The organism is Streptomyces lydicus (genome assembly GCF_000717345.1).
Taxonomy (GTDB): domain Bacteria; phylum Actinomycetota; class Actinomycetes; order Streptomycetales; family Streptomycetaceae; genus Streptomyces; species Streptomyces lydicus.
Window position 1 is genome coordinate 222,861 of the sequence record NZ_JNZA01000001.1, and the last position, 25,373, is coordinate 248,233.

The 25,373-nt window shown below is 70.1% G+C and carries 25 protein-coding genes and 1 pseudogene; 11 read left to right on the plus strand and 15 right to left on the minus strand.

Annotated elements, in window-relative coordinates:
• Positions 1-68: 68 nt before the first annotated feature.
• Together OO62_RS00970 and OO62_RS00975 are read right to left on the minus strand one after the other, a co-directional pair.
• The gene (locus OO62_RS00970) at positions 69-1,202 is read right to left on the minus strand and encodes an FAD-dependent oxidoreductase (RefSeq protein ID WP_033265133.1); all 1,134 of its coding nucleotides are present in this window, start codon (positions 1,200-1,202) and stop codon (positions 69-71) included.
• A 127-nt stretch (positions 1,203-1,329) separates the two neighbouring features.
• The gene (locus tag OO62_RS00975) at positions 1,330-2,124 is read right to left on the minus strand and encodes an alpha/beta fold hydrolase (RefSeq protein WP_051732454.1); all 795 of its coding nucleotides are present in this window, start codon (positions 2,122-2,124) and stop codon (positions 1,330-1,332) included.
• A gap of 183 nt (positions 2,125-2,307) precedes the next feature.
• Here OO62_RS00975 and OO62_RS00980 point away from each other — a divergent pair, with 183 nt between their 5' ends.
• The 3 genes from OO62_RS00980 (at position 2,308) to OO62_RS00990 (ending at position 4,956) form a co-directional block, all read left to right on the plus strand.
• Entirely contained in the window at positions 2,308-3,165 is an 858-nt protein-coding gene (locus OO62_RS00980) for a helix-turn-helix domain-containing protein (RefSeq protein WP_323135796.1), read from the plus strand.
• A gap of 77 nt (positions 3,166-3,242) precedes the next feature.
• Positions 3,243-4,157 carry an alpha/beta hydrolase gene (locus tag OO62_RS00985; RefSeq protein WP_033265275.1) on the plus strand — a complete coding sequence of 305 codons (915 nt, stop codon included), beginning with the start codon at positions 3,243-3,245 and terminating at the stop codon, positions 4,155-4,157.
• Between the two features lie 37 nt (positions 4,158-4,194).
• Positions 4,195-4,956, plus strand: coding sequence for a MerR family transcriptional regulator (locus OO62_RS00990; protein WP_033265134.1), 762 nt, complete (start codon positions 4,195-4,197; stop codon positions 4,954-4,956).
• Between the two features lie 71 nt (positions 4,957-5,027).
• On the opposite strand, the gene OO62_RS00995 is transcribed toward OO62_RS00990, so the two are convergent.
• Complete coding sequence (locus OO62_RS00995; protein ID WP_078616974.1) at positions 5,028-5,597, minus strand: SRPBCC domain-containing protein; 570 nt, start codon at positions 5,595-5,597, stop codon at positions 5,028-5,030.
• A gap of 140 nt (positions 5,598-5,737) precedes the next feature.
• On the opposite strand from OO62_RS00995, the gene OO62_RS01000 reads away from it, so the two are divergent.
• Positions 5,738-6,145 (plus strand): winged helix-turn-helix transcriptional regulator, encoded by a 408-nt coding sequence (locus OO62_RS01000; protein WP_078616955.1) that lies wholly within the window; start codon positions 5,738-5,740, stop codon positions 6,143-6,145.
• A 35-nt stretch (positions 6,146-6,180) separates the two neighbouring features.
• Here the strand turns inward: OO62_RS01000 and OO62_RS01005 are convergent, their stop codons facing one another.
• Positions 6,181-6,765 (minus strand): helix-turn-helix domain-containing protein, encoded by a 585-nt coding sequence (locus OO62_RS01005; RefSeq protein WP_033265135.1) that lies wholly within the window; start codon positions 6,763-6,765, stop codon positions 6,181-6,183.
• A gap of 122 nt (positions 6,766-6,887) precedes the next feature.
• Here OO62_RS01005 and OO62_RS01010 point away from each other — a divergent pair, with 122 nt between their 5' ends.
• Both OO62_RS01010 and OO62_RS01015 read left to right on the plus strand, forming a co-directional pair.
• Entirely contained in the window at positions 6,888-7,724 is an 837-nt protein-coding gene (locus OO62_RS01010; RefSeq protein ID WP_033265278.1) for an EamA family transporter, read from the plus strand.
• 18 nt (positions 7,725-7,742) lie between these two features.
• Positions 7,743-8,240, plus strand: a complete 498-nt coding sequence (locus OO62_RS01015) for a hypothetical protein (RefSeq protein WP_129322933.1) — start codon at positions 7,743-7,745, stop codon at positions 8,238-8,240.
• Between the two features lie 251 nt (positions 8,241-8,491).
• Here OO62_RS01015 and OO62_RS01020 read toward each other — a convergent pair whose 3' ends face one another.
• Positions 8,492-8,950: a winged helix-turn-helix transcriptional regulator gene (locus tag OO62_RS01020; RefSeq protein WP_033265137.1), complete on the minus strand. Its 459-nt coding sequence runs from the start codon at positions 8,948-8,950 to the stop codon at positions 8,492-8,494.
• Positions 8,951-9,071: 121 nt separating this feature from the next.
• Between OO62_RS01020 and OO62_RS01025 the strand changes: the two genes are divergently transcribed.
• Entirely contained in the window at positions 9,072-10,301 is a 1,230-nt protein-coding gene (locus OO62_RS01025) for an MFS transporter (RefSeq protein ID WP_051732458.1), read from the plus strand.
• A 28-nt stretch (positions 10,302-10,329) separates the two neighbouring features.
• On the opposite strand, the gene OO62_RS01030 is transcribed toward OO62_RS01025, so the two are convergent.
• Positions 10,330-11,277 (minus strand): LysR family transcriptional regulator, encoded by a 948-nt coding sequence (locus tag OO62_RS01030; RefSeq protein WP_078616956.1) that lies wholly within the window; start codon positions 11,275-11,277, stop codon positions 10,330-10,332.
• Between the two features lie 173 nt (positions 11,278-11,450).
• Between OO62_RS01030 and OO62_RS01035 the strand changes: the two genes are divergently transcribed.
• From OO62_RS01035 to OO62_RS01050, 4 genes are all read left to right on the plus strand, one after another.
• Positions 11,451-12,350 (plus strand): oxidoreductase, encoded by a 900-nt coding sequence (locus OO62_RS01035; protein WP_033265138.1) that lies wholly within the window; start codon positions 11,451-11,453, stop codon positions 12,348-12,350.
• 149 nt (positions 12,351-12,499) lie between these two features.
• On the plus strand, positions 12,500-13,990 hold the full coding sequence (locus OO62_RS01040) for an MFS transporter (protein WP_063738950.1): 1,491 nt from the start codon (positions 12,500-12,502) through the stop codon (positions 13,988-13,990).
• Positions 13,991-14,226: 236 nt separating this feature from the next.
• Positions 14,227-14,580, plus strand: coding sequence for a hypothetical protein (locus tag OO62_RS39405; RefSeq protein ID WP_033265139.1), 354 nt, complete (start codon positions 14,227-14,229; stop codon positions 14,578-14,580).
• Positions 14,581-14,694: 114 nt separating this feature from the next.
• Positions 14,695-15,141 (plus strand): MarR family winged helix-turn-helix transcriptional regulator, encoded by a 447-nt coding sequence (locus OO62_RS01050; protein ID WP_033265140.1) that lies wholly within the window; start codon positions 14,695-14,697, stop codon positions 15,139-15,141.
• A gap of 556 nt (positions 15,142-15,697) precedes the next feature.
• Here the strand turns inward: OO62_RS01050 and OO62_RS01060 are convergent.
• From OO62_RS01060 to OO62_RS01100, 9 genes and pseudogenes are all read right to left on the minus strand, one after another.
• Positions 15,698-15,916, minus strand: coding sequence for an EF-hand domain-containing protein (locus OO62_RS01060; RefSeq protein WP_033265142.1), 219 nt, complete (start codon positions 15,914-15,916; stop codon positions 15,698-15,700).
• 143 nt (positions 15,917-16,059) lie between these two features.
• Positions 16,060-16,452, minus strand: coding sequence for a hypothetical protein (locus OO62_RS01065; protein WP_033265143.1), 393 nt, complete (start codon positions 16,450-16,452; stop codon positions 16,060-16,062).
• Positions 16,449-18,758, minus strand: coding sequence for a M56 family metallopeptidase (locus tag OO62_RS01070; protein ID WP_033265144.1), 2,310 nt, complete (start codon positions 18,756-18,758; stop codon positions 16,449-16,451). Before OO62_RS01070 ends, OO62_RS01065 begins: the two co-directional genes overlap by 4 nt.
• 8 nt (positions 18,759-18,766) lie before the next feature.
• Positions 18,767-19,228, minus strand: a complete 462-nt coding sequence (locus OO62_RS01075; RefSeq protein ID WP_033265145.1) for a hypothetical protein — start codon at positions 19,226-19,228, stop codon at positions 18,767-18,769.
• A gap of 296 nt (positions 19,229-19,524) precedes the next feature.
• On the minus strand, positions 19,525-20,268 hold the full coding sequence (locus OO62_RS01080; RefSeq protein WP_033265146.1) for an SDR family oxidoreductase: 744 nt from the start codon (positions 20,266-20,268) through the stop codon (positions 19,525-19,527).
• Positions 20,269-20,589: 321 nt separating this feature from the next.
• A pseudogene (purU, locus tag OO62_RS36290) lies at positions 20,590-21,471 on the minus strand (formyltetrahydrofolate deformylase).
• A gap of 4 nt (positions 21,472-21,475) precedes the next feature.
• Complete coding sequence (locus tag OO62_RS01090; protein WP_033265147.1) at positions 21,476-22,114, minus strand: sarcosine oxidase subunit gamma; 639 nt, start codon at positions 22,112-22,114, stop codon at positions 21,476-21,478.
• Entirely contained in the window at positions 22,107-25,049 is a 2,943-nt protein-coding gene (locus OO62_RS01095) for a sarcosine oxidase subunit alpha family protein (protein WP_033265148.1), read from the minus strand. Before OO62_RS01095 ends, OO62_RS01090 begins: the two co-directional genes overlap by 8 nt.
• Positions 25,046-25,372 (minus strand): sarcosine oxidase subunit delta, encoded by a 327-nt coding sequence (locus tag OO62_RS01100; protein ID WP_033265149.1) that lies wholly within the window; start codon positions 25,370-25,372, stop codon positions 25,046-25,048. Before OO62_RS01100 ends, OO62_RS01095 begins: the two co-directional genes overlap by 4 nt.
• Between the last annotated feature and the right edge of the window lies 1 nt (position 25,373).

A 25,373-nucleotide genomic window follows, 5' to 3' on the forward strand; every position in this document is an offset into this window, starting at 1 on the left:
GGGGAGCATCCGTTCGGGGCTTGTCGATGCTTGTCGGGCTTGTCAGGGCTTGGCGGTGCTTGAGCGGCTCACCGGGTCTGGTCGTGTCCGGTGAACATGTCGACCAGGCGCTGGGGTGCGTCCTCGCTGAGCAGGGCCTCCAGGAGCTCGGCACCCTCGGCGGCGGTTTCGGCGGTGCGAGGGAACATGGCCCGCTCGTACTCGGTGAGGGCGGCCTCGATGTCATCAGGGTGCGCGGCGAGGGAGTCGCCGAGTTCGGCGCCGTCGAGCATGGCCAGGTTGGCTCCTTCGCCGTTCGGGGCCGTGAGGTGGGCGGCGTCGCCGACCAGGGTCACCCCCGGCACCCGGTCCCACCGGTGCCCGTTCGGCAGCGCGTAGTGGTGGCGCAGAACCGGCGCGGTGTCGCCGTCGGTGATCAGCGAGGTGAGTTCCGGTGCCCAGTCGCCGAACTCCTGCGCGATCAGCGCCCTGGCTGCGGCGGCATTGGTGAAATCGATGGCGGCGAACCAGTCCAGCGGCCTGGCAAGCCCCACGTAGGTGTGCAGGGTGTCGCCGGTCTCCCGGTGAGCGAAGATTTCCTTGCCCTGGGCGGGCACCATCAGCGCCCCGCCGCCGACCGTCTTCGCGGCGGCCGGGTGCCGGGTGTCGGCCTCGAACAGGTAGGTCTCGACGACTGAGTGGCCGGTGTACTCGGGAGTCGCGCTGGAGAGCAGCGGCCGGACCCGTGACCACGCGCCGTCCGCACCGACCAGCAGGCTCGTGACGACGGTGCTGCCGTCGGCGAACGTCACCTCGTGGCGGCCGTCGCCGAGGGCACGGGTATCACTGACCTTGTGGCCCCACCGGACGGTGCCGGCCGGGAGCGAGTCGAGCAGGATCTGTCGCAGTTCGCCGCGTTGCACCTCGGGGCGTCCCCCCGTGCCGTCGTCGGCTTTGTCGAACAGGACGGTTCCGTCCGAGTCGAGGACCCGCATGGCCTGGCGGCCCTCCAGGATGAGGCCGCGGAACTCTTCCATCAAGTCCGCAGCTTTGAGGGCGAGTTGACCGTTGTAGTCGTGGATGTCGAGCATGCCGCCCTGCGAACGCGCCGTCGGCGAAGGCTCCGCCTCGTAGACGGTGGCCGGTATCCCGTGGACGTGCAGGACGCGGGCGAGGGTGAGGCCGCCGAGTCCGGCGCCGATGATCGTGACGTGAGTGGTCATGGCGATTCCTTATGTGTGGCACGCCTGCCGGGTAGGGCACCCGGCAGGTTCACTGGAAACGTGCCAGCCCCCGCCGACAAGCCGCCGACATCGGACCGAGAGCCCCGACAGGTGATCGACAACCGACTCACTCAGATGTGGCAGCTTGGACGGTGGTCAGGAAGTCGCCCAGGGCGGTGGCGACCGTTTCGGGAGCTTCCAGAGGCAGCAGGTGCCCGACGCCGGGAACGGTGGTCATGGTCGCGTGCGGAACGTAGGGCAGCAAGCACTCGCGCAGCACGGTGGGCGGCTCGACCTTGTCGTGCTCGCCGGCGAGCACAGCCACAGGGGTTTCGATGCGACGGGCTTCCTTGGTGATGTCCTGGGCGATTCCCCGCAACGGCCACTCCGTACGGGCGTCGCCCGAGGTGGCAAGGCTGTCTCGGACGACTGCGTCCCGTACTGCTTGCGGCATGGCGACAGCAGTCAGGACATGGTCCAGGGCATGGTCTACGGACGCGGGCGAGTCGTAGGCGTGGGACAAGTCCTGCCGGTACTGCTCCGTCACGGCCGCGGCCGGCAGGGCGGGAGCGGGCGCGAGGAGGACCGCGCCGAGCAGTCCGGCGGGACGCCGGGCCGCGACCAGTTGGCTGACCTTGCCGCCCATCGAGTGACCGACGAGAACGAAGGGTCCCGCGACGCATTCCTCGACCACTCGCAGGAGGTCGTCGGCGAGTTGGTCGAGGTGATACGGCCCCGGTAGCTCACGCGAGGTGCTCCAGCCGCGCTGATCGAAACGGACCGTCGCCTGCTCGGGCGGCAGGCGCCGGACGACCTCGTCCCACGTACGGGCGGAGCCGCCCCAGTAGTGCGCGAACACCAGCGTGTGCCCGCCGCGTTCGCCCTCGATCCGGGCCTCCAGGGACCCGCCCGCCACGGCCACGGTCTTTGTAGTATTCGACACCTCTACGCCTCTCCTCAACGTCACAGCAGGCAGCAAACCGGTGGAACCACTCGCCCCTCCGTGCTGTCCATCTGCCTCAGATACGGGAATGACGCTATGCCGGTGAAGCCCTTCTCCTTGGTGAAAAGAGACCGACCCCTTGTGGAAAACGGACACCTTGCCGTGCGGCAGCTGCGGTACCTGCCCGCCGTCGGAGCCCCCTACGGCGTGGAGGTCCTCAGCTTCGCCGCGCTGCGCGAGACAGACACGGAGCGGCGTCGCACACGACTGCAACGCCCCGACTTCCACGTGCTCGCCCTGGTCACCAAGGGCAGCGGTGCCCATGAAGCGGACTTCCAGCCCTACCAACTGCACGAGGGCAGCGTCGTGTGGATCAGGCCCGGTGTGGTGCATCGATGGAGCGACGTCGATGGTCTCGACGGCCCCCTGATCCTCTTCCAGCCCTGCTTCCTGCCCGATCCCGGCCTCGAAACCATGGACGCCACCGCGCCCGCCTGCTGGCGCCTGCCGTCCCAGGCCCTTCCGCTCGCAGTGCTGGCCGCCGAGCACCTCGATCGCGAGCACCGTGCGGCAGTGCAATCGCCACGTCTGGCGTCCTCCGCGCTGCTCTCCCACCTGCTGGCGGCACTGGTGTTGCGCGTACGGCCCGGGACATCCACACCGCCTGCCCGCGGCGCGACCGGGAGCGGGCAGCTTGAGATCTTCCACGCCTACCGCACCGCGATGGAGGAACACTTCACCCACTGGCACCGCGTGGCCGACTACGCGCAGGCACTCGGCTACGACGTACGGACACTCACCCGTGCGACCCGCACCGCCACAGGAACCGGCGCCAAGGCATTCCTCGACCAGCGCATCTTGCTCGAAGCAAAACGGCTGCTCGCCCACACCGACCTACCGGTCGGCAGCTGTGCACACCGCCTCGGATTCCGCGACACCGGCAACTTCACCACCTTCTTCCGACGCCAGACCGGCCTGGCCCCCACCTCATGGACGGCCACCCTCCGTCCCGATCGGTAACCGGAGTACGCACGGGTTCCGGTCTGATGGGGGAGGGGCTTGACCTTGACCGTGCGTCAGGGTTGGAGCCTCGTCGCATGACGAACAACAGCACTTCCCCGGACCGGCTCGCTCCGCCGGTCGGAGGGTTTCAGGAGATCGACGGCCGCCGTGTTTTCGTGCACCGGTCGGGCAGCGGCGGACCGGCCGTCGTGTTCCTGCCGGGCGCCAGCGCGGTCGGCCTGGACTACTTCGGTGTCCAGCAAGGGGTTTCGCAGTTCACCACCGCCGTGGTGTACGACCGCGGCGGCACGGGCTACAGCGATCACCTTCCACTCCCGCGCACCGCCGCCGCGGTCGCCACGGAACTGCACGACCTGCTGCACGCCCAGGGCATTCCCGCCCCGTACGTTCTGGTGGCGCACTCTCTCGGCGGCCTCTATGCGCACCGGTTCGCGCAGCTGTACCCGCAGGAGGTGGCCGGGCTGGTCTGGTTGGACGCCTTCCACCGCGACTGGGACGCCTTCATGCCTCCCGAAGCCAGTCTGGTCGCGGTCGAGCAGATGGCACCTGATCTGGAACAGCTGGAACAGATGCGCCCGGTCTTGCGCGAGATGTTTGCCGAGTTGCTCGTCGACTACCCGGAGCACATGCGGCAGGCGCTGCTCGACCTCAAGGTGAGTGACAGAGGGATCCGCGTCGGTATCGCCGAGCGCACCAAGTTGGCCGGACTCGCCACCGAATTGCAGGTCGGGCCGAGCACTCCCGACGTCCCGGTGATCGCGCTCACCGTGGTGGGCACCGATCCCGGCCAGCAGGCGCTGATGTCGGAGCAGACGGCGCAGGAGATGTATGACGGCAGGACAAGAATGGACGCGGCCCGGGTGAGCGCGGTCTCGCACGGGGAACAACGCATCCTCACCGACACCAGCCACCACCGGCTCTGCTTCGACCGCCCCGATGCCGTGGTCCAGGCTATCCGCGACGTCGTCGACCGGGCGGCTCGTCCCTAGACTCGGCCCGACCATGCCCGACGATCAGAGGTGACCGGTGCTTACGATCAGTCAACTCGCGGCGACTGCCGGCGTGACCGTGCGCACCGTTCGCCACTACCACCACTTCGGCCTGTTGCCCGAGCCCGAGCGCGATTCCTCCGGCTACCGCTGTTACGACGCGCAAGCGGCGGTGGATCTCATCCGGATCAGGACCCTTGCTGACGCCGGGGTTCCGTTGGCTCGTATCGACGCGCTGCTGCACGCACAGCCGACTGAATTCGCCTCGGCCATCACGGATATCGACGCCGCCTTGCAGCGCAAGATCGACCAGCTCGCCGCATACCGCCGCCGGATCGCCGAACTGGCAAGCGGCGAAAGGCTTGTGCTGCCACCCGAGGTGGTCGCCATTCTGGACCGGATGCGCAGTCTCGGGGTCAGCGAACGGCGGGTACGACTTGAGCGCGACTCGTGGATCCTGATACAGGCACTGGACCCCAGCTCCATGCCGCAACGGATACGGGACAAGAACGCCAGATTCGACGACCCCGAGACGACGCGCCTGTATCTCGTCTGTGATCAATCGGTCGACTGGGATCCGCACGATCCACGCCTGGACCGTCTCATCGACGATCTGGACGCATGGGAGATCAAGCACGCACGAGACAGCAGCGGCGGGTCAGGGAACCTGAAGCTGGTCTTCTCCCGGATCTTCGCCGAGGCGTCACCGGCATGGCAACGCATCCTTGAAGCGCTGGCCCACCGCGCCGAGCAACGCCGAACCGCCGAGCAGCGCCGAACCGCCGGGCACAACAGCTGAAGCCGGCACCCTGGTCTCGTCCGACGGTCGGGCGGAGGGCGCGGTGCCGCGGGCTTTCTTGGGGCAACTCCTCACCTATGGACGGGCGTCGTGCTGCTTCCCTGCGGCTGTCCCAGCGCCGCCACAAGGCCGTTCAATCGCAGGCGGGTGGCGCCGCGCAGGTGAGGGAAGTCGTGTTCGGGTTCCGCGGAAGGGGTGAGGAAGGCTGCTTGCTCGGTCCACCGCAGCTGGGTGCCGTCGAGGTGCGGTTGCAGTTCGACGGTCACCAGCGAGGCCCAGCGCGGCACGTCGTCCACGCGGGCGGTGTACGCGTAGACGATCCTCGACCCCGGCCTGATGTCGAGGTACCGGGATGCATACGCAAGCCGTTCGGGCGCGGCGCCGGGAACCGTGAAGACGCTGGACGCCGTCTCGCCACCGTTCACCGTGAAGTCGTGGTGGTAGGACACGTGACGGCCCGGCAGTTTGAACCACCGACGCCGGACCGGAGTATCGGCGAAGGCTTCGAACACCGCGCTCGGAGGCGCGGCGAGGTGGTAGTCGACCGTAAAGGTCTCGTGCCGTGCCGCCGGTACCGTCCCGTTGCTCTTCCCCTCAACTGGTGCGTCCGGTGTGATGGTTTCGACGGCGTCGGCGGTCATGGTTCCCTCCCAGGGCATCGCGGCGGATCGGGCGAGCGCCCATTGGTTACGATCCGTATGTAACGGGGTGCGGTCGCTGTGATCAAGGCTTCGCGCTTACGCACTTTCACGTCAGCTACGCACTCGGAGGGAACGGACACATGGATTCCGCACTGCGGTCCCAACTGGCGGCCGCCGGGGTCACGCCGGAGTGCGCGGCGACCATCGCACTCGTGCGGGACGTGCTCGCCCGTGTCGGAGACAAGTGGACCGTCCTGGTCGTCACCACGCTCGCCGACGGACCGCTGCGCTTCACGACCCTGCACGGGCGGATTGCCGGGGTGTCCCAGCGGATGCTGAGCCAGACGCTCCGCTCGCTGACCCGCGACGGCCTGATCACACGGACGGCATACGCCGAAGTCCCGCCTCGCGTCGAATACGCGCTCACCCCACTGGGGCGCTCGCTGAGTGACACCGTCAGCCACGTAGTGCGCTGGGTCCAGGAAAACCAGGGCGAGATCGTTCGTCACCGCGAGCTGTTCGACGGAGCCGATCCCGCGGCACCGTGAATCATCCGCCGGGTGCCGTTGTCCGTCTATGCGGGTCAGGTGGTGGCCGTGGGGCCGGGCGGAAGGTGGACGGTCATGATCAGGTGGCAGGTTTTGGTGCCGGCGCCGCGGTAGGTGTGGGGGGCGTCGGCATCGAAGGTGGCGGTCTGTCCGGCTTCGACGGGGTGTTCCGTGCCGTCGACGACGAGGGTCATCCGGCCGGCGGTGACGCTGACGGTTTCGACGACTCCGGCCTGGTGGGGGTGGCTGGGGTATTCCTCGCCCGGCTGGAGTTTCCAGCGCCAGACCTCGACCGGGGCCGGGCCCGAGGTCGTCAGCATGAGGCGGGCTTCGCTACCCTCGGCGCCGGTCCACAGAGGCATCACGGCCTCCGCGGTGACGACACGGACCCGGCCTTCGGCCGGTCCTTCCATCAGGGCGGAGACGGAGACGCCGAGGGTGTCGGCCAGCCGGACCAGGGTGGCGAAGTTCGGGTTGCCCTGCGCCTTCTCCAGCCCGACGAGGGCGCCCTTGCTGACCTTGGCGCGCCGCCCGAGTTCGTCCAGGGACAGACCCGCTCGGGTACGGGCCGTCCGGACGTTGTGGGCGAGCGTCCGCAGGGCTGCCTCTGTCTCGGCCATCCGAGCACCTTCCTCGCAGGTGGACCACTTCAATGCACCGTCCGGTCGTTTGGTTGACACTGCCCGGTCGGTTCGCTGTACGGTTCAGTCGTTCCATTGAAATGTTAAGGGATGTGCGTACCGTGCTCGCTCTGCTGCTGGCCCTGGGCAGCTCTCTCGCCTACGGCTGTGCCGACTTCCTCGGCGGCCTCGGCGCCCGCAAGGCTCACGTGCTGCGCACCGTGATGATCGCGGCTCCGTCCTCGCTCGCGGTCGAGCTGCTGCTGTGGCCGGTGCTCGGTGCCTCGTTCAGCCCGGGCGCGATCGGCTGGGGCGCTGCGTCCGGTGTCGCTTCGGCCGCCGCTTTCGTGCTGCTCTACCGCACCCTGGCGATCGGCCCGATGAACGTGCTCTCGCCCGTCACCGCGCTGGTGTCCGCCATGCTGCCCGTCGGTGTGGGCCTGCTGCAGGGCGAGCACCTGGGCACCGCCGGGCTGGTGGGGCTGCCGCTCGCACTGGCCGCGGTGGTGCTGGTCAGCGCCGGACACGGCGCCGGGTCGGCGCGCCCGTCGCGTACCGCGCTGCTGCTGGCCTTCGGCGCCGGCGCGGCCATCGCCATGCAGCTGGTCTTTCTGCACCAGGCGCCGTCCGACAGCGGGGTCGCTCCGCTGATCGTGGGCCGCGCGGTGTCCTCGGCCGTCACCCTGGCCGCGGCCGGGCTGCTGCACCGCAGGCTCGGGGCGGAGAAGCCCGCGTACGCGATGTCGGCCGCCGCGGGCGTGCTGGACTCGGTGGCGAACGTGCTGTTCCTGCTCGCCGCCCGCAGCGGGGACCTCGCCGTCGTCGCCGTGATCACCGCCCTCTACCCGGCCGGCACCGTCCTGCTCGCCCGCAGCGTCCTTGCCGAACGCATCCACCGCGGCCAACTCGTCGGCCTCGGCGCCGCCGCCGTCGCCGTCAGCCTCCTCGCCCTCACCTGATCCGCTTAGAGTGCTCGGGTGAGCAGTGCGATATCGCGTGAGGCGAGCAGGAACACCAGCCGGCAGAAGAAGCCGAAGCCGGCATGGGGATGGCGAGCCACCGGGCTGCTGCTCGGTCTCGTGCTCACCCTTGTCGGGGCCGGAGCGGTCTTCGTCAACGCTGTCCAGGGTGTGCAGGCAACTGGCCTGGTGGGCACAAGGGGCACCTTCACGGTCCACTACTGCACCGATATCAACCCCAGCAGGAAGAATTCCGACTACGAATGTGGTGGCGCTTTCACCCCCCACGAGGGCGCTGCCGGCGACAAGCGGAGCGGAACGCTGGAGAACGCGGAAGACTATCCCGCCGGTAAGAAGCTGGACGTGGTCGAGGGGTGGCCGGGCAGCGACATGCGCTTCCGGGAGACCGGTATCGGGGCGACTTCGAGTTCCGTGATGTGGCTCTGCTTTGGACTGGCGATCCTGGCGATGGGTGCTTTCCAAGTCCGCAAATGGGCCAAGAGCTTCAAGAAGTAGGCCCGGGGCAGGGTAGCAGTACCAGATAGCCGGCGACGGGCAGCTGGTTGCCTGGCGCCAGATCGTGCAGTAAGGCGTGCGTCATCACCGGGTTCCCGGCGGCACGGCGATCAACCTGGCATGTCAATAAGTCGATTGCCTCCCCCCCAGCGCCGGCCTCCCTTCGAACGCGACGAACGCCCCCTGCTCTTCGCCGAATTGACGAGCCACTCGCACGAGCTCGGGGCAGCCATTGTGCTGAAGTCTGCTTTCTATCGGGTCTTCTGCACGTGGGTGCTGTCGATGCCGAGGAGGGTGCCGTCGGCGCCGGTCGGTGCGATTTCCGGCACAGGGGTGCCGTGCCGGTCGACAAGGGTGGAGTGAGTCTCGCCGGAAGCGAAGGCATGGCGTTCTCCCCACTGCCGCAAGGTGAGGATGACGGGGAAGAGATTGCGGCCGGCGTCGGTGAGTACGTATTCCTGGCGGCGGCCCGTTGGCGCGGTGCGCTGGGCGAGGAGCCCGTGAGCGGTGAGCTTGCGGAGGCGGTCGGTGAGGATGTTGCGGGCGATGCCGGTACGTCGCTGGAACTCGGTGAACGATCGCGCCCCGTCCATCGCGTCGCGGACGACGAGCAGGCTCCACCTGTCGCCGACGAGGTCGAGCGTGCGGGCGACGGGGCAGTCGGGGTCGGTCCAGACGGGGTTCGGGGCGCGCACGGTGGTGTGCGACATGACACCTCCCGGTGGGTTGCGGATTGAAACCATCATGCCGTGCAAGCAAAACGGTTGCAATCTGCTACTGGAGCGCCGTACGGTCCAATCGGTTGCAAACTGCTACCGATTGGGGAGTGTGATGAACGTGTGGCGGCGGTTGCTGCTCGCGGTGGTGTGTGGTGTCGCTGTGGCGAGCGTCTACGCCGCGCAGCCGGTCCTGGAGGTGATGGGACGCGATCTCGGTTTACCGGCAGAACTCGCTGGGTGGATCGTCGCGACCGGCCAATTCGGCTATCTGGCAGGGCTGGTGCTGCTGGTGCCGCTTGGCGATGTGGTCGACCGGCGCCGACTCATCGCCGTTCATCTGGCGATCACCGCAGTGGGCGTGACCCTCACGGCCTCGGCGTCAGTGGCGTGGATGGCGTTTGCGGGGCTCGCGGCGGCTGGGGCGTTCGCGGTCGTGGTGCAGACCACGGTGGCCTATGCCGCGTCGGTGTCGCTGCCTGCCGAACGCGGACGGAACATCGGGGTCGTGACCTCGGGTGTTGTGGTCGGCATCCTGGGGGCGCGGGTCGCCACCGGCACGCTCGCCGAGGTGTGGGGCTGGCGAAGCGTCTATGCCGTGCTCGCGGTGCTGTCACTCGGGCTCGCGGCCGTCGTCCTCGTCGCACTGCCGCCCGAGGAACGCCCCAACCGACCGGCGAGGTACGGGCAGGCGGTCGTCGCACTCGGCGGGCTGTTCAGGCAGCGCCTCTTCCTGACGCGCGGGCTCATCGCGTTCTTCTTGTTCGCATCGTTCGGAACCCTGTGGAGCGGACTGTCCCTGCCGCTGGCAGGCGCGCCGTGGCAGCTGAACGAGAGCCAGATCGGGCTGTTCGGCATCGCCGGACTCGCCGGCGCCCTCGGCGCGGGACGCGCGGGACGGTGGGCGGATGCAGGACGGGCAATCCCGGTCACCGGCCTCGCGCTCACCCTGCTCGTCCTCTCGTGGGCGGCGATCGCACAACTGCCGTGGACACTCTGGCTTCTCATCGTCGGAATCGTGGCTCTCGACTTCGCGGTTCAGGCCGTGCATGTGAGCAACCAGCACCTGCTCACCGCCGCACACCCGGATCGCACCAGCAGCGTCATCGGCGGCTACATGATCTTCTACTCACTCGGCTCCGCCCTCGGCGCGGCCGCAACCACCGCCATCTTCACCGCCCACGGGTGGGCGGGTTCCAGTCTCCTCGGAGCCGGATTCGCCGCCTGCGCGCTGGCCGTCTGGGCGACCAACAGGCAACTGCCCCTTGATGGCGCGGAGCTCCGGTTCGAGAAGGCAGGCACGTGCCGGGCGGAGAGCAAGAGGCGGACCAAGGCGGACAGGTGATGAACAGATCCAAGTCCCTTTCCCGCCCTCACCCCGTGGCCGGGCCTGCGCCGCCCCCGCGTGCTCCGCCCGGCCCGTCGGCCCCGTCCTCCCGCAGCGCGGCAGCGAGTTCGCGCACTACCTCGGCAAAGCCCCCAACGAGGGGGCTGGGCGCACCCTCGTACCAGGCCAGGGCGACCCTCAGGGGTTCCACGTCGGTGAGCGGGACCCAGGACAGATCGGGGCGGGCGTAGTACAGAGCCATGCTCGACGGGGCGAAGCAGACCGCGGTGCCCTCGGCGACCTGTTCCAGCATCTCCTCGACGTTGTCGTTCTTCGGGCCCCAGCGCGGTGCGGAGCCGTCCGGTCGGGGGTTCACCGCCCACCAGTCGACCCAGTCGCGTGGCGCCCGCTCCGTCCACAGCAGCGGCTCGTCCTTGACGTCCAGGATGCCGATGCCCGTACGTCCCGCCAGCGGGTGTCCGATGGGCAGGCCGACGACCCGGGGTTCGGTGTGGACCACCTCGGCGTGCAGGTCGGTGAGGTCGGCGGGCAGCCAGACGAAGGCGACGTCCACCCGGCCGTCGCGCAGGGCGGCCGCCTCCTGGCCCCAGTCGAAGCGCTTCGGTTCGACCCGGACGTCCGGATTGCGGCGGGCGAACTCGGCCCGGGCCCTGGTGGTCAACTCGCCCGCGCCGCTTGCCTCGAAGCCGACCCGGAGCACCGCCTGCTGCAAGCACCGGTGGCGTTCCGCCGCGGCGAGGACACGGTCCGCCTGGCGTACGGTCCGGCGTGCCTCGGCCACCACATCGCGCCCGGCAGGGGTCTGGGTCACGCCGCCGGGGTGCCGCTCGAAGAGGGGGACGCCGAGTTCCGCCTCCAGCTTCCGCAGCGCGTACGACAGGGCCGGCTGGCTCACGTACAGCCGCGCCGCCGCCCGGCCGAGGTTGCCCTCCTCGGCGATCGCCACGAGATAGTTCAACTGCCGCAACTCCATGGGGAGATCGTAACCAGCGGCGATAAGCGCTCTTTATGGGCCGTGTTGATCTCTGTCTTGGACGGCGGGGCCGGGCAGCGGCCGTAATGGAGACGCACGCCGGGACAACCGCCCCGGCCGCGTTCGCGGAAGCCGGCGCCCGGTCGGCTTCCGGAACCACCTTGGAGACCCCCATGAGCGACAAGACCCGCACCGTCACTGCCCCCGCCGCCACCCCCACCCCCACCCGCTCCGCGACCGGCAAGGTCTGGCTGATCACCGGTGCCAACTCCGGTTTCGGGCAGGCGATCACGCGGGTGGCCCTCGCTGCCGGTGACACCGTGGTGGCTGCCGTCCGCCGCCCCGAATCCCTCGACGAACTCGCCGCCGCGCACCCCGGCCGCGTCGTCCCCGTCGCCCTCGACGTCACCGACCCGGCCCGCATCACCGCCGTCGTCGCCGAAGTGATCCTCTGGTACGGACGGATCGACGTACTGGTCAACAACGCCGGCCGCGGACAGATCGGCGCCGTCGAGGAGACCACCGACCGTGAACTGCGCGACCTGATGGACCTGCACTTCTTCGGCCCGGCCGCGCTCACCCGCGCCGTACTCCCGCACATGCGCCGCCAGGGCTCGGGCGCCGTCGTGCAGATGAGCAGCATGGGCGGCCGGTTCTCCTTCCCCGGCGTCGGCGCCTACTCGGCCACCAAGTTCGCCCTGGAGGGGCTGTCCGAGGCGCTGGCCCTGGAAGTCGCCCCGCACGGGATCAAGGTGCTGGTCGTGGAGCCGGGGGCGTTCCGGACCGGGTTCGCCGGCGGCGGTGCGCTGCGGCAGTCGGCGCCCATGGACGCGTACGAGGAGACGGTCGGCCCGGTCCGCGCCGGGCTCCCGAACAGCGACGGCAGGCAGCCGGGGGACCCCGAGAAGGCCGCCGCGGCGATTCTGACCGCGTTGGCCGCCGAGCAGACCCCGCTGCGGCTGGCCCTCGGCAACGACGCCGCCGACGCCATCGCCGCCCAGCTGAAGTCCGCAGGCCAGGAGGCGGTCGCCTGGGAGGCGGTCAGCCGGGGCACCGACTTCGACGAGGAGTGAGGGGAGCAGGCGTCAGGCCGTCGGGACCGTGCCGTATTCGTCGACTGCCGTGCATGGCAGGCGAGTTGAACGTCATTCAGTCATCGGTCGTTCCGGCTGCGCGGGATTCGCAGCACACCGAACACCGGCAAGACCGGGAAGGAAGATCCATGGACCGCAACGGTGAGGACGTGCGGGGTGGCGCCCCGTCCGGCCACGAGGCAGCCGGCACCCGGTCGCGGCTGGGCCTCCGGTCCACGGTGCTGGTTGCCTGTCTGGCCTTTTTCGTCATCACGCTGGACACCACCGTGGTCAACGTCGCCCTGCCGAGTATCGGTCAGCAGTGGGACGGCCAAGTCTCCGCACTGCAGTGGGTGGTCACCGCGTACACCCTGCTCTTCGCTGCCCTGCTCCTGTCGGCCGGGGCCATCTCCGACCGGATCGGGGCGAGCCGCGCCTTCACGATCGGGCTGTCCGTCTTCACCCTGATGTCCGCAGTGTGCGGGCTGGCACCCAACCTCACCGTCCTCATCGTTGCGCGGGCGATCCAGGGCGCCGGAGCCGCGGTGATGATGCCTGCCTCGCTCGCCCTGGTGCGCCAGGCGTACGACTCCCCGGCCCGGCGTGCTCGCGGCATCGCACTGTGGACCGCCGGTGGTGGTGCGGCGGTCGCGGCCGGCCCGGTTGTCGGCGGCGCACTCACCACCGGGCTCGGCTGGCGGTGGATCTTCTTCGTGAACCTGCCGGTCGGTGTCTTGGCGCTCGTCGGCATGCTCCGGGCGCCCCGCTCCCCACGAGGACACTCCCCGATGGACCCGGCCGGCCAGATCACCGCTGTACTCGCGCTGGCGGCGCTGGTGTTCGCGGTCATCACCGGAGGGTCGGGCGGGTGGACGAGCCCGACGACGATCGGCGGCTTCCTGGTCGCCGTACTCGCCGGAACCGCGTTCCTGCTGGTCGAGTCCCGGCAGAGCGATCCTGCAGTTCCGCTGACGCTGTTCCGTATTCCCTCGGTGGCCGTCTGCACCAGCGCGGGTTTCGCCCTGAACTTCGGCTACTACGGCCTGGTCTTCGTCTTCACGATCTTCTTCCAGGAGCACCGCGGAGCCTCGGCGCTCACCGCGGGACTGATGTTCATTCCGATGACGGCCTTCACCACCCTCGTCAACCTGCTGGCCGGCAAGCTGACCAACCGGTACGGGCCGCGCCTCCCGCTGATCCTCGGCCAGGTCATCCAGTCGGTCGGCATCCTGGGCCTGCTCCTCGTCCGCCGGGACACCTCCACTCCCTTGCTGCTGACCCTGCTGGTGCCGCTCGGCATCGGCGGCGGACTCGCGATCCCGCCGTTGACGTCGGCCATGCTGGAGTCGGTACCGCACGAGCGGGCCGGCCTCGCATCCGGAGTACTCAGCGCCGCCCGGCAGTTCGGCGGCGCGATCGGGGTCGCCCTGCTCGGTGCGCTGATCGCTGACTCCGCCCACTTCATGACCGGGATGCGGATCAGCCTGGTGGTCGGGGCGGCCGTACTGGTCGCCACCACACTCGGCGTGGCGCTCTTCCTGCCCGGCAGCCCGAAGCCCGCGGCTCCCTCAACGCCCGTGCCGGGAACCGAGGAACCTGCCACGCTCTCCTCGCACCCTGACGGCTTGGATGCGCGATGACAGGTGGGAGGGACGGTCGGGGTCGCGTCGGCCTTGATCGATGACTGACCCTGCCCGACCTCGTCGGTTGCGGCAGCCGGTGCGGTCGCACCGCTTCCCGCCTCATATCTGCACGAAATGAACGCCATGCCTGACTCGGCAGCCTAGGCGTGCCCGGGTCCCCGCAGCGCCCACGCTTCCGGTACGGCGAGGTCTTGCGTACTCCCACGGTGCCGGCATCGCGACCGTCTCTTCGCGTGCAGGTGCGCCAGGTATGCACTGAGCACCTCGTTCAGCGCGAGGTGCAGCGCGTGTTGGGCGTCGGCAAGGGTGTCGACGGGGCGCGCGGGCAGTGCACGCGCCAGGTCGTCCAGCGCGACGAAGGCCGCGTCGAGACGGACGTGCTCCGCCTCCAGTGCATCGGCAGCCCGAGGCGCCCGCTCCCGCAGGAGCTGGTGAATGAAGGTGTCTTCATGGTCGGCGTGTTCGCGCAGCTCCTCGTCAAGGCCAGGCAGCGTTCCGCTTGGTCGGCGGCGGTGCCGGGGCGGGAGATGTCCGCGGCACCCAGTTCGACGGCAAGGGCGAACAGGCGCGCACGCTGCCCCATGTGAACATTCCGGTAAAGGTCGATCTGGGGCATGGCTTGTCCCCGGTGTGGTCGCTCCGTATATAATGACAACATGTTGCGCTTATGGCAACATGTTGTCAAGCGTGAAGGTGTGCGGATGCCCGACGAAACAGCCCTGCTCATTGCCGATGTATTCGAGGCTGCCGGGGCCCTGCGCCGCTTGGGCGAGCGCACCGCCAGCGCTGAGGGGCTCACTCAGGCCCGCTGGCAGGTGCTGAGCGTGGTGTCCGACGACGCCCTCAGCGTTCCCCAAGCCGCGCGGAGGCTCGGCGTCAGCCGTCAGAACGTCCAGCGAGTCGCCAACGATCTCGTGAGCCTCGGTCTCGCCACCTACGAGTCCAACCCGGACCATCGCAGCTCGCCTCTGCTGACGCTGACGCCTCGGGGACAGGAGTCGCTCGCCCGCGTCACCGACAGGGCCGCAGCAGCGCACCACACCCTCTTCGCGGACATCCCCGATGAGGAGATCCGTACCACCCGAGCCTCCCTGCGTCGGCTACTGACCGCCCTTGACCGCGAGGAGGGACCGACGGGCAAGCGGTAGCCGCAGGGGGACATCGATCACGTCCGTTCCTGAGGTGCCACGGCTCACCGGGCAGGTCTGAACCCGCTGATTCCGGACTGCCCGGTCGTTTGAGTAGCAGGACTCATACGTCCGGGGGCGGGGCAGGGTTGGCTGTCGAGCATGGAACAGATGCCCTACCCGTACAGGGTTGAGCCGAGACACCTGACGGGCGACGATCGCGATCCTCGGGTGATCGCCGCCCCGGCCATTTCGACTGTCGTGACTCTGGCCGGCGGATTCGTGCTCGGGACGAGGCCCCAGCCGCAGACCGCAACGATCACAGCCTCGACGGGGTCGTTGTGTCTGGCTCGCCCTCTCCTGAGGTCCCGACACACCGACGAGGTTCTCACAGATGGTTCGCCAGAGTTCGCAGATGCCCTGATGACGGCACTGCGGGAGACCGGCGCTGACGCCGAAGCGAGGCAGCGGCCTGCCTGACCCGTAGTGAGTGCGCGGCTTTACCTGCGCAGCAGATTACGGGGATCGGGAGATGACGAACCGGGTCCGGCAGGTTCAAGTGCCGGACCCGGAAGTGTCAGCCATTCATGGCCGCCCAGAACTCCTCGAAGGACATCTGGCGGTCGCCGTTGGTGTCGAGCGAGTCGATCAGTTCCTGGGCCTGCGACTCGGTGATCTCCGAGCCCTCCAACTCCGCCACGACCTGCCGGTATTCCTCCGCGGTGACCTGGCCGTCCCCGTCGACGTCGTAACGCTCGAAGACCTTGCGCGCCGCCGTCTCCACGATGTCTGCCATGTGCTCCGCCCTTCTGTGATCTTCGCTGACGGGCCCAGGCTATCCCTCCGTTCGGAGCAACACGGGCGCGCCCCACCTGCCTAAGACCTGGCCCGTAACGATCGCAGGACGGAGTCCCAGCCGGCTGTCCACCGGCTGCTGAGTCAGTCAAGGCCAGTTGCCCATGACGTCAGAGTGCCGAAGTCGTCGATGGCGACCTCGGCGACATCCGGAAGGCGCAAGCCCGTATCGCTGACGGCCTCGCCCTGCTCCCGCCCGCCCGCGACAAGACGCGAGGGGTCTTCCTGGCCTCGCAAGCCAGGGGAGCACTGGATGCTCAAGAAATCGAACACGCCGCCCACCTGGCGGGACAATCCCTCGATATCGCCTCCCGAATCGGTGCCGAACGTTGCATCACGCAGGTACGTGAGCTGACGCGCCGCTTCGCCGAACACCAGGAAATCGAAGGCGTCGACAGGATCCTTGACCGGCTGCGTGCCGCATGACTGCCACCGGCGGCAGAACACGTCCCTGACGAGCGCGTCGCGGCATCTCACCGGCCGAGAGGGGGGCGACGACCATGCTCTCCGCACGCGATCGGCCGGACAATGCCCAGGCGCAGCCGGCGATCGCGCAACGCGGTCCAGGCCGGGATGAACAGCAGGGCCAGGGCCGTGGTCCAGGCCGTGATGGTCGGCGTCGCCGACACCGCGAACGCCACATCGGGCGTCACACGGCAGGCCGCGTGGCCGGTGCCCCACCGCATGCAGGCGAAATGGTCGCGTGCGGTGATGGCGGCCAGTGGCAGCAGCAGCCCCGCGCCCAGGGCGCCGAGAATTCCGTGCAGAGCGCGCAGTTCGCCGCGTGCGTGTCGCCACGCGACAACGAAGCCCACTGCAAGCTGCAGCAATGCCGCCAGCGCCAGCTGATAAAAGGTGAAGACGGCACCGACCCATTCGATCGGCCGGGGGAAGACCAGGGCGCAGAACAGGTGCCACAGCCACAGTCCGAGCCCGGCGGCGGCGCCGAAGACCGCGCCCTGTGCCAGAGCCTTTAGGGGGCGAACCTGCGGCGGGTCGAGGAGGGCCGCCGAGTCCTCGGCCGATACGGCCTGGAGCAGGAAGCGTTCGGGCCCTGCGGTGGATGCCCCGGCGCGGCGCTGCCCGGAGAGCCGTACGCCGAGCCGCGCGGCAAGCGGAAATCCGACCGCGACCACGACCAGAGCGATCACCCACTGCGGCGGCGTGAGCACGAAGGCCGTGGAGAACACGAACCCCAGGTAGTCCAGTGGCGTCGGCAGAAGGTTCAGAGGGCGGGGCAGCGGCAACAGCTGGAACCCCGGAGCTCCGGCGGCGTAGGCGTGCCCCAAACAGATGCTCAGCAGCGCGACGCCGACCGCGCACCCGCCGCCGACAAGCAGCAACGGGCGCCGACCGGCCAGCACCACGGGTGCCCACACCCGGGCAGTCGCCGCGTTCCACCGGACGAATCCGTAGCCGACGGCCCCGAGGATCAGCCACCACGACAGCTGGACCGGTAACGCGTCCGCGACGCCGAGGGACAGCGCCGTGCCGTGCATTTTGTCCCCGAAGGTCCCCACGATGAGCCCAGCCGCCGTGGCGAGCCCCGTGCGATGGGCGTCTTCCCACCGACCACGGTTCAGCCGTGCGGCCAGCACCGCATGCCAGATGCCCATCGCCACGCCACCGCCGAGCACAACGGAAGGGGCGACGGCGGACAGCGGGCTGCCTTCGTCCGTGAGACGGGCGGCCTCCTCGGTCCACTGCGACATCTGCTGGTAGACGAGTGAGCAGGTCAGAGCCAGCCCGAATGCTTCCCAGGGACCGAAGGCGAACAGCAGCCGCGGGTCGCTCAGGGCCGCCAGCCGCTTTGCAGCCGGGGGATGCGGGCGCAGCAAGGGAGAACGACGGCGGCCGGTCCGCTCGCGGCCGCACTGAGCGGCGAGCAGGCGTCGAAGGGAGGGGGCTCCGCGGGTCCAGACGGCGACCCGGGCGTCCGCGTACAACTCACGGCTGCGCAGCACCGCGGAGCTCGTGAGGGCGACGGTGGCCGCGAGTGCGCACATGGCGAGGATGAACTGCAGCTGGAAGAGCAGACTCGACGGCAGCAACAGCCATGCGACCAGCAGCGCGAAGGGCGCGCTGACGGCGAGCGGAATCGCGACGGCGACTACGAACAACCGGTAGCAGATGATCGTGAGGAAGGCGATGTCCACATCCCGGTTGCGCAGGTGCGCCAGTTCGTGCAGCACGATCGCGCGGAATGCCTCGGGGTCCCGCCGGTGCAGTTGCAACAGTCCGGCACTGAGCATCACATGGCGCCGCCCGACCCGACCGAAGGCGAGCCCGCTGGGTGCCCGCTGGCGCCAGTCGACGACGAAGCGCACCCGGCAGCGCAACCCGGCGACGGCGACCAGCTCATCGAGCGTTCGCCGGAGATCGGCAAGTCCGGTGGTCGGCAATGGCCGCAGGCGGCGCCGGCGGATCCGGTAGGCCGGCAGCAGCCAGTAGACAATGCCGACGGCCAGCCACAGTGCCCCAAGAGCCGCCAGTCCCAGGGCGGTCTGATTGCCGAGGCTCGGCTGCGGGCATGTGCTGGCGAACTTGTCGGGGTCGGTCGCTGTGTCATGGATGGTCGCGGCCGCGCAGGTCAGGGTTCCGGCGATGTCGTCGATATCGCCGCCAAGCCCGAAGTACGACGCCGTGCCGACCGCCCCGCCGAGCGTCGTCGCCATGGCCGTCGACGTGCTCAAGATGAGCAGCGCGAACCGCAGCGACGTCCCCGACGGCATCCGAAACGGATGCGGCATGCCCACAGCAGCACCGGCCGGCGCGCTGCTCATGAGGTGGCCTACTCCTCGTCCGGAGCCGACGGGGCCTGCATCCCGCCGACGATGGCGTCCGCCAGCAGCCTTGCCTGCGCCGGCGGCAGTCCCAGCGCCGTGGCCCGGTCGTAGGCGATCCGCCGCAGCCGCTCCAGCTCCTCGCCGCGGGCGGGCACCCCACCGTTCTGCTCGACGGCGCGTGTGGTGCCGGGCGCGGCGAACGGATTGGCCGCACCGCCGTCACCGCTACCGCTCCGCCGACCCGGTCGCCACCAGCTCCGCCGCCGTTCCCGGCGCAGCGCGTCGGTGGCGATGTTTCCCGCAACGGCCGACGCGACCGGCAGCGCGAACTGCGTCAAGGTCCCGATGACGACGGCGTCGATGCCGATCCCCAGCGGCTCCTGCCGGGTCTTCCGGTCGTCCCGCCTCGGATCGTCGAAGTACGCCTCGGCCGTTTCCTCGAAGAGGGCCGACTCCTCCGGCGCCAACCGCCGAACGGCCTCCCGCGCCAAGTCCCAGGCTCGTTGTGTCTCCCCGTCCCTCAACGCACCCACCGGCAGCCCCCCGCCTCCCGCTCGAATGTCCCTCCGCCCGAGTATCGTTCCCCAACTCGTGGCCGCCCAGTGGATGGCGGCATTTGGTCCTGGATCGGTTCGGTCAGCCATGACCGAAGCGCGGACACAGGTCTCCCCAGTGATCACAGAGCGGCGCACATCCGTGATCACCGGGGCCTGTGCCCGTACCGTTGCCGACGTCCCCCGCCGCGCCTACCCCGCGCGACCGTCTAGTTCGGCTGGCCGATCGGCCGGACCACCAGCGTGTTCACGTCCACGCCAGGTGGCTGGGAGATCGCCCACACGACGGTGTCCACCAGGTGCTCGGCGGAGATCATCGGGCCCGCCGCGTCGGCGCCGCCGGGGCGCTCGTCCCAGAACGGCGTCCGCACCCGACCGGGCGCGATCAACGTCGTGCCGACCCCGTACTCGGTCGTCAGCATGCGGACGTTCTCCGCCAGCCCGGTCACCGCGAACTTCGTCATCGAGTACAGGTTGCCGGGCGTGTTCTTGAAACCGGCGACGCTCCCGATCAGCACGACCCGGCCCTGCGCCGCCTTCAGCGCCGGGAGGGCCGCCCGCACCAGCAGCGCCGGACCCAGGACGTTGGTGAGCACCATGCCCCGCCACTCCTCGGGGTCGCCGGTCTCGACGGTGCCGTTGGTCGCGTAACCGGCGTTGGCGACCGCGTAGTCCAGCCGCCCGAACGCACGCACGGTCTCCTCGACCGCCGACGACACATGACCCCAGTCCCCGGCATCCCCCTCGAAGGTCAGCAGTCGGTCGCCCGCCCCCGCTTCCGCCGCGGCCTCGGTCAGGGAGGCCAGCTTCTTCGCGCTGCGCCCGGTCGCTGCGACCCGGTGGCCGAGGCCGAGCAGGCGGCGCACGGTCTCCGCCCCGATCCCGCTCGACCCGCCGGTGATGAAAGTGACGGGCGCTTCGGTGCGCTCGATGGACACGTTCCCGTTGGACATGGTCTCCCCGTGTGCCGGTGCGGTGCGCGCGGAAGTGCGGCGCCGTCGCTGCCCCGACGCTAGATCGTCCCGGCCCGCGCGTCCACGCCATTGCCGGTCAGGGACATTGGAGGCGTCTCCCAGCGCTTCACCCGCCAGGAGGCCGAGCGCTGGGAGTGAGTGGCAGGCACGGACGACGAGCGCGACGGTGGCGGGGACGCGCCGACGTGACGCCGCCGGGCGCCCCACCTGGACCTTGTCCACCGCTACGCACGTCGTTTCCACCGCCGTCATAGCGCCACCGCGGCGTGCGGCACGCGTTTCGCGGCAGGCGTCCGGCCGTCAGCGGAGCACCACCGTGCGCCTGCCCTGGACGAACACCCGGCCCTCGCAGTGCCACCGGACGGCTCGGGCCAGGGCTGCCGATTCCGCGTCGCGGCCGATGGCGGCGAGGTCGTCGGGGGTGTGGCTGTGGTCGACGCTGATGACCTCCTGGGCGATGATCGGGCCTTCGTCGAGGTCGGCGGTGACGTAGTGGGCGGTCGCGCCGACGAGCTTGACGCCGCGCTCGTGGGCCTGGTGGTAGGGCTTGGCGCCCTTGAAGCTCGGCAGGAACGAGTGATGGATGTTGATCGTCCGGCCGGCCAGCCGGGTGCACAGGTCGTTGGAGAGGACCTGCATGTAGCGGGCCAGTACGACCAGGTCGACGGCGAACTCGTCGACGATCTGCAGGAGTTGGGCCTCTGCCTCGGGCTTGGTCGCGGAAGTGACCGGCACGTGGAAGAACGGGATGCCGTGCCAGCTGACGAGTGCCTCGTGGTCGGGGTGGTTGGAGACCACGGCGACCACGTCGAGGGGCAGGTCCCCGCTGCGGGTGCGGAAGAGCAGGTCGTTGAGGCAGTGGCCGTGGCGGGACACCATCACCAGCACGCGGCGCCGGGTGCCGGCCGGTTCGAGGTGCCACCGCATCGCGAACGGGGCGGCCACGGCGGCGAAGTTCCGGCGCAGCAGCTCGGTGCTGTTCTCGTTGCCGGAGGTGGCGAAGCGCACCCGCATGAAGAAGTGGCCGTCGCGACGGTCACCGAACTGATGGTTGTCGATGATGTCGCTGCCGTGTTCCAGGAGGAACCGCGAGACGGCGTGCACGATGCCGGGGGCCTCGGGTCAGTCGACGGTGAGCACGTGCTCGACGGTGGCCGTGGCGGAAGCTGCGAGATCAGTCATGGTGTCAGCACTCGATTACGTTGACGGGGCCGCGGTACTCGCTCATCGCATCGAGGAGCCAGCGCGCCAGGTAGTCGGCGAACGAGGACCGCGGGAACAGCCGGTACGTGGGCGTGTCGTCGACCTGCCAGAGCAGCACCGCGACGGGGCCCACCGTGGTCGACACGGCCCGGCCGGGTGCGAAGGACCGGGGATGCAGGTCCAGCGGGCAGCCCTTCTCCAGGACCTGCCGGGCGGCCGGGCCGCTCAGCTCCAGCGTGGTGCGGTTCGCCGAGACGTCCACGACCGAGCCCGGGTCGCCTCCGAGCGCCGCCCGCAACTCGGCGGTCACAGCAGTCGATTCGGCCTGGGACAGCACGAGCCACTCGTCGGGACCGAGCCAGGCGACCGTGTGCGGGCCGGATGTGGTGGTGCGGCCGCACTCGCGGGGGAGTGGCGTACGCAGGGTCTTCTCGATGCGGGCGGCCGCTTCGGAAGCGGGGGCGACGCGCAGGTTCACCATGGTGAGGAACGGCCACTCGGTCAGCGTGACGCCGCGGGCGCCGGTGACGGCGGCGGCGCGCATCCGCTCCGCCAGATGTGCCAGGGGGCTCCTGCGCAGTGCGACGGGACCTGCGCCCGCGTCGATCGTCGGCTCAGCCATCTCGCTTGGTCCCTTCGGGGTCGTAGAGGACGGGTTCGGTGACCTGCACGGGTACGAGGGCGTCGCCGACGGGGGCGAAGAGGGTGTCGCCGACGCGGTCCCGGCCGGCGGCGACCAGGGCGAGGGCGAACGGGCGGCCCAGCGCCTCGCTGTGGTAACTGGAGGTGACGTGGCCGAGCATCGGCACCGGTCCGGCCTCGGGGGTGAGGGGCACGTCCGGCGCGATGAGCTGGGTGCCCTCGGGCAGCCGGGTCGTGCGGTCGCTGGGCAGCAGGCCGACCAGGTGCTTGCGGTCGGTACGGGAGGTGTCGGCGCGGGAGTAGGACCGCTTTCCGACGAAGTCCTTCTGCTTGGAGACCACCCAGGACATGCCCGCGTCCTGCGGGGTGACGGTGCCGTCGGTGTCCTGACCGACGATGATGTAGCCCTTCTCGGCCCGCAGGACGTGCATGGTCTCGGTGCCGTACGGCGTGATGTCGTACGGGCGGCCGATCGCATCCACCTCCTCCCAGACCGCCAGGCCGTACCACGCGGAGACGTTGATCTCGTAGGCGAGTTCGCCGGAGAAGGAGATCCGGCAGATGCGGGCCGGGACCCCGGAGGCCAGGGTGGTCTCGCGGAAGGCCATGAACGGGAACGCTTCGGCGGACAGGTCGACGTCGGGCGCGAGCTGGGCGACGACCTCGCGGGAGCGGGGGCCGACGACGGCGATCGTCGTCCACTGCTCGGTCACCGACGTGCAGTGGACGTCGAGGTCGGGCCACTCGGTCTGCAGCCACTCCTCCAGCCAGTCCAGGACCCCGGCGGCGCCGCCGGTCGTGGTGGTCATGAAGTAGCGGTTGTCGTCGAGGCGCAGCGTCACGCCGTCGTCGAAGATCATGCCGTCGGGCTTGCACATGACGCCGTAGCGGGCCATGCCGGGCTTCAGCTTCTTGAAGGCGTTGGTGTAGATGCGGTTGAGGAACTCGCCGGCGTCCGCGCCCCAGATCTCGATCTTGCCGAGGGTGGAGGCGTCCATGAACGCCACGCCGTCACGGGCCGCGCGGCACTCGCGGGCCACGGCCGTGTCCATGTCCTCACCGGGCAGCGGGTAGTACCGGGGGCGCTTCCACTGCCCGACATCCTCGAACTCCGCGCCGTGCGCGAGGTGCCAGCTGTGGAGAGACGTGGTCCGCTCCGGGTCGAACAGCTCGCCGCGCTCACGCCCGGCGAGGGCGGCGAAGGCCACCGGCGTGTAGGGCGCGCGGTAGGCCGTGGTGCCGATCTCCCCGGGTGACGCGCCCGCGCCGAGGGCCTCGGCGATCACCCCGATCGCGTTGACGCCGGACGTCTTGCCCTGGTCGTTGGCCGTGCCGAGCGAGGTGTAGCGCTTGACGTGCTCGACGCCGCGCATGCCGGCGCCGGTGGAGCGCCAGACGTCGGCGACGGTGACATCGCGCTGCAGATCGACGAAGTGGGTGTCCCACGTACCGGGGTCGCCGTCCGCACCGCTGCCGGAGCCGTCGTCGGAGCCGTTGTGGGGGGCAGGCACCAGCCACAGTTCGCGCACCGGGCCCGCGCCGGCCCCGGGCCGCGCCGCGCCGGACGGCGGCGCGGGCACCGGGACCGGGAAGCCGGCGTCCGTCGCGGCGCGCGCACCGGCCACCGCCCCTTCGGCCAGACAGCCGTCGAGGTCGTACGTCCCGCGGCCCGCACCGACGACGTGCTGGTCCCGTACGGTGCCGTCGGGGACGAAGGCGACCAGGTCCTCGTCCCAGCGCAGCCGGCCCTGGCGCTGACTGTGCAGGTGCACGACCGGGCTCCAGCCGCCCGAGACGGCGAGCAGGTCGCAGTCGAACGACTGCGGGGCACCGGTGAGTTGACCGTTCTCGTCGAGCGCCTGGGCGGTGACGCCGGTGAGCCGGCCGTCGCCCGCGGTGTCGACCACCGCGCTGCCCGTCAGTACCCGCACGCCGGTCGCCTCGGCGACCTCGGCGGCCCGGTGGGACAGTTCGGGGCGCGCGTCCACGACGGCGGCGATGTCGATCCCGGCGGCGTGGAGGTCGGCGACCGTGTCGTAGGCGCTGTCGTTGGTCGTGCTGACCACGGCCCGCGAACCCGCAGCCACGCCGTAGCGGTTGAGGTACGAGCGCACCGCCGCGGCGAGCATGACGCCGGGCCGGTCGTTGCCGGCGAAGACCAGCGGACGCTCGTGCGCGCCGGTCGCCAGGACCACCTGGCGGGCGCGGATGTGCCACAGCCGCTGGCGGGAGACGCCTTCGGACGGCGCGGGGGCCCCGGCTCCGAGGTGGTCGGTGCGCGCCTGAAGGGCCAGCACGTAGTTGTCGTCGTACGCACCGAACGCCGTGGTGCGCGGCAGGACGGTGACCTCGGGAGCGGCGTCGAGCGCCGCGCGGATGTCGGCGACCCAGGCGAGAGCGGGCTGCGCGCCGATCGTCTCGGTGCGTCCGGAGAGCAGCGCACCGCCGGGCTCGGGCTGGGCGTCGACGAGGATCACGCGGGCGCCGGAGTCGGCGGCAGCAGCGGCGGCCGCGAGCCCGGCCGGTCCCGCGCCGACGACCAGGACGTCGGTGTGGACGTACTTCTTGTCGTAGACGGCGGGATCGGGGGCCGGGTCGAGCCGGCCCATCCCGGACAAGGTCGTCGCGGCCAGCCCGTCGGACAGCTCGACAGCGGTGGCCGGCAGCATCCCTTCCGAGCACGGTCCGGCGATCTGGAGCAGTGCGTTGGGCTCCTCGACGCCGGCGGCGACGATGCCGCGCGGGCGGCCGCGGTAGAGGGACGGCGCGACCTCGGCGATGCCGTTGGCGAGCATCGCGGAGGCGACGGTGTCACCGGGGTGGCCGGTCAGCTCGCGGCCGTCGACGGTGAAGCGCAGGGTGGTGGCGCGGTCGACGCGGCCGGCGTGCGGCAGCCGGTGGGTCTGGTCGGTCATCGGTTCCCTCCGGCCGCTTCGGCGGTCTGGTGGAGATCACGCAGGGTGGGGAGCTCGGGGCGGGGCTCGTCGAGCCGGTAGACGGCGAGGACGTCGTAACTGACGGTGTCGCGCAGCACGTTGAACCAGCGGCGGCAGCCGAGGCTGTGCATCCATCGCTCGGCGAAGTGGCCCTTGGGGTTGTCGCGGTAGAAGACGTACTCGGCCCACTGCTCGTCGGTGAGGTCCGCGGGCGTCTCGGGGTACGGCACGTGGGCCTGTCCTCCGTAGTGGTACTCGGTCTCGTCACGCGGACCGCACCAGGGGCAGCTGATCAGCAGCACG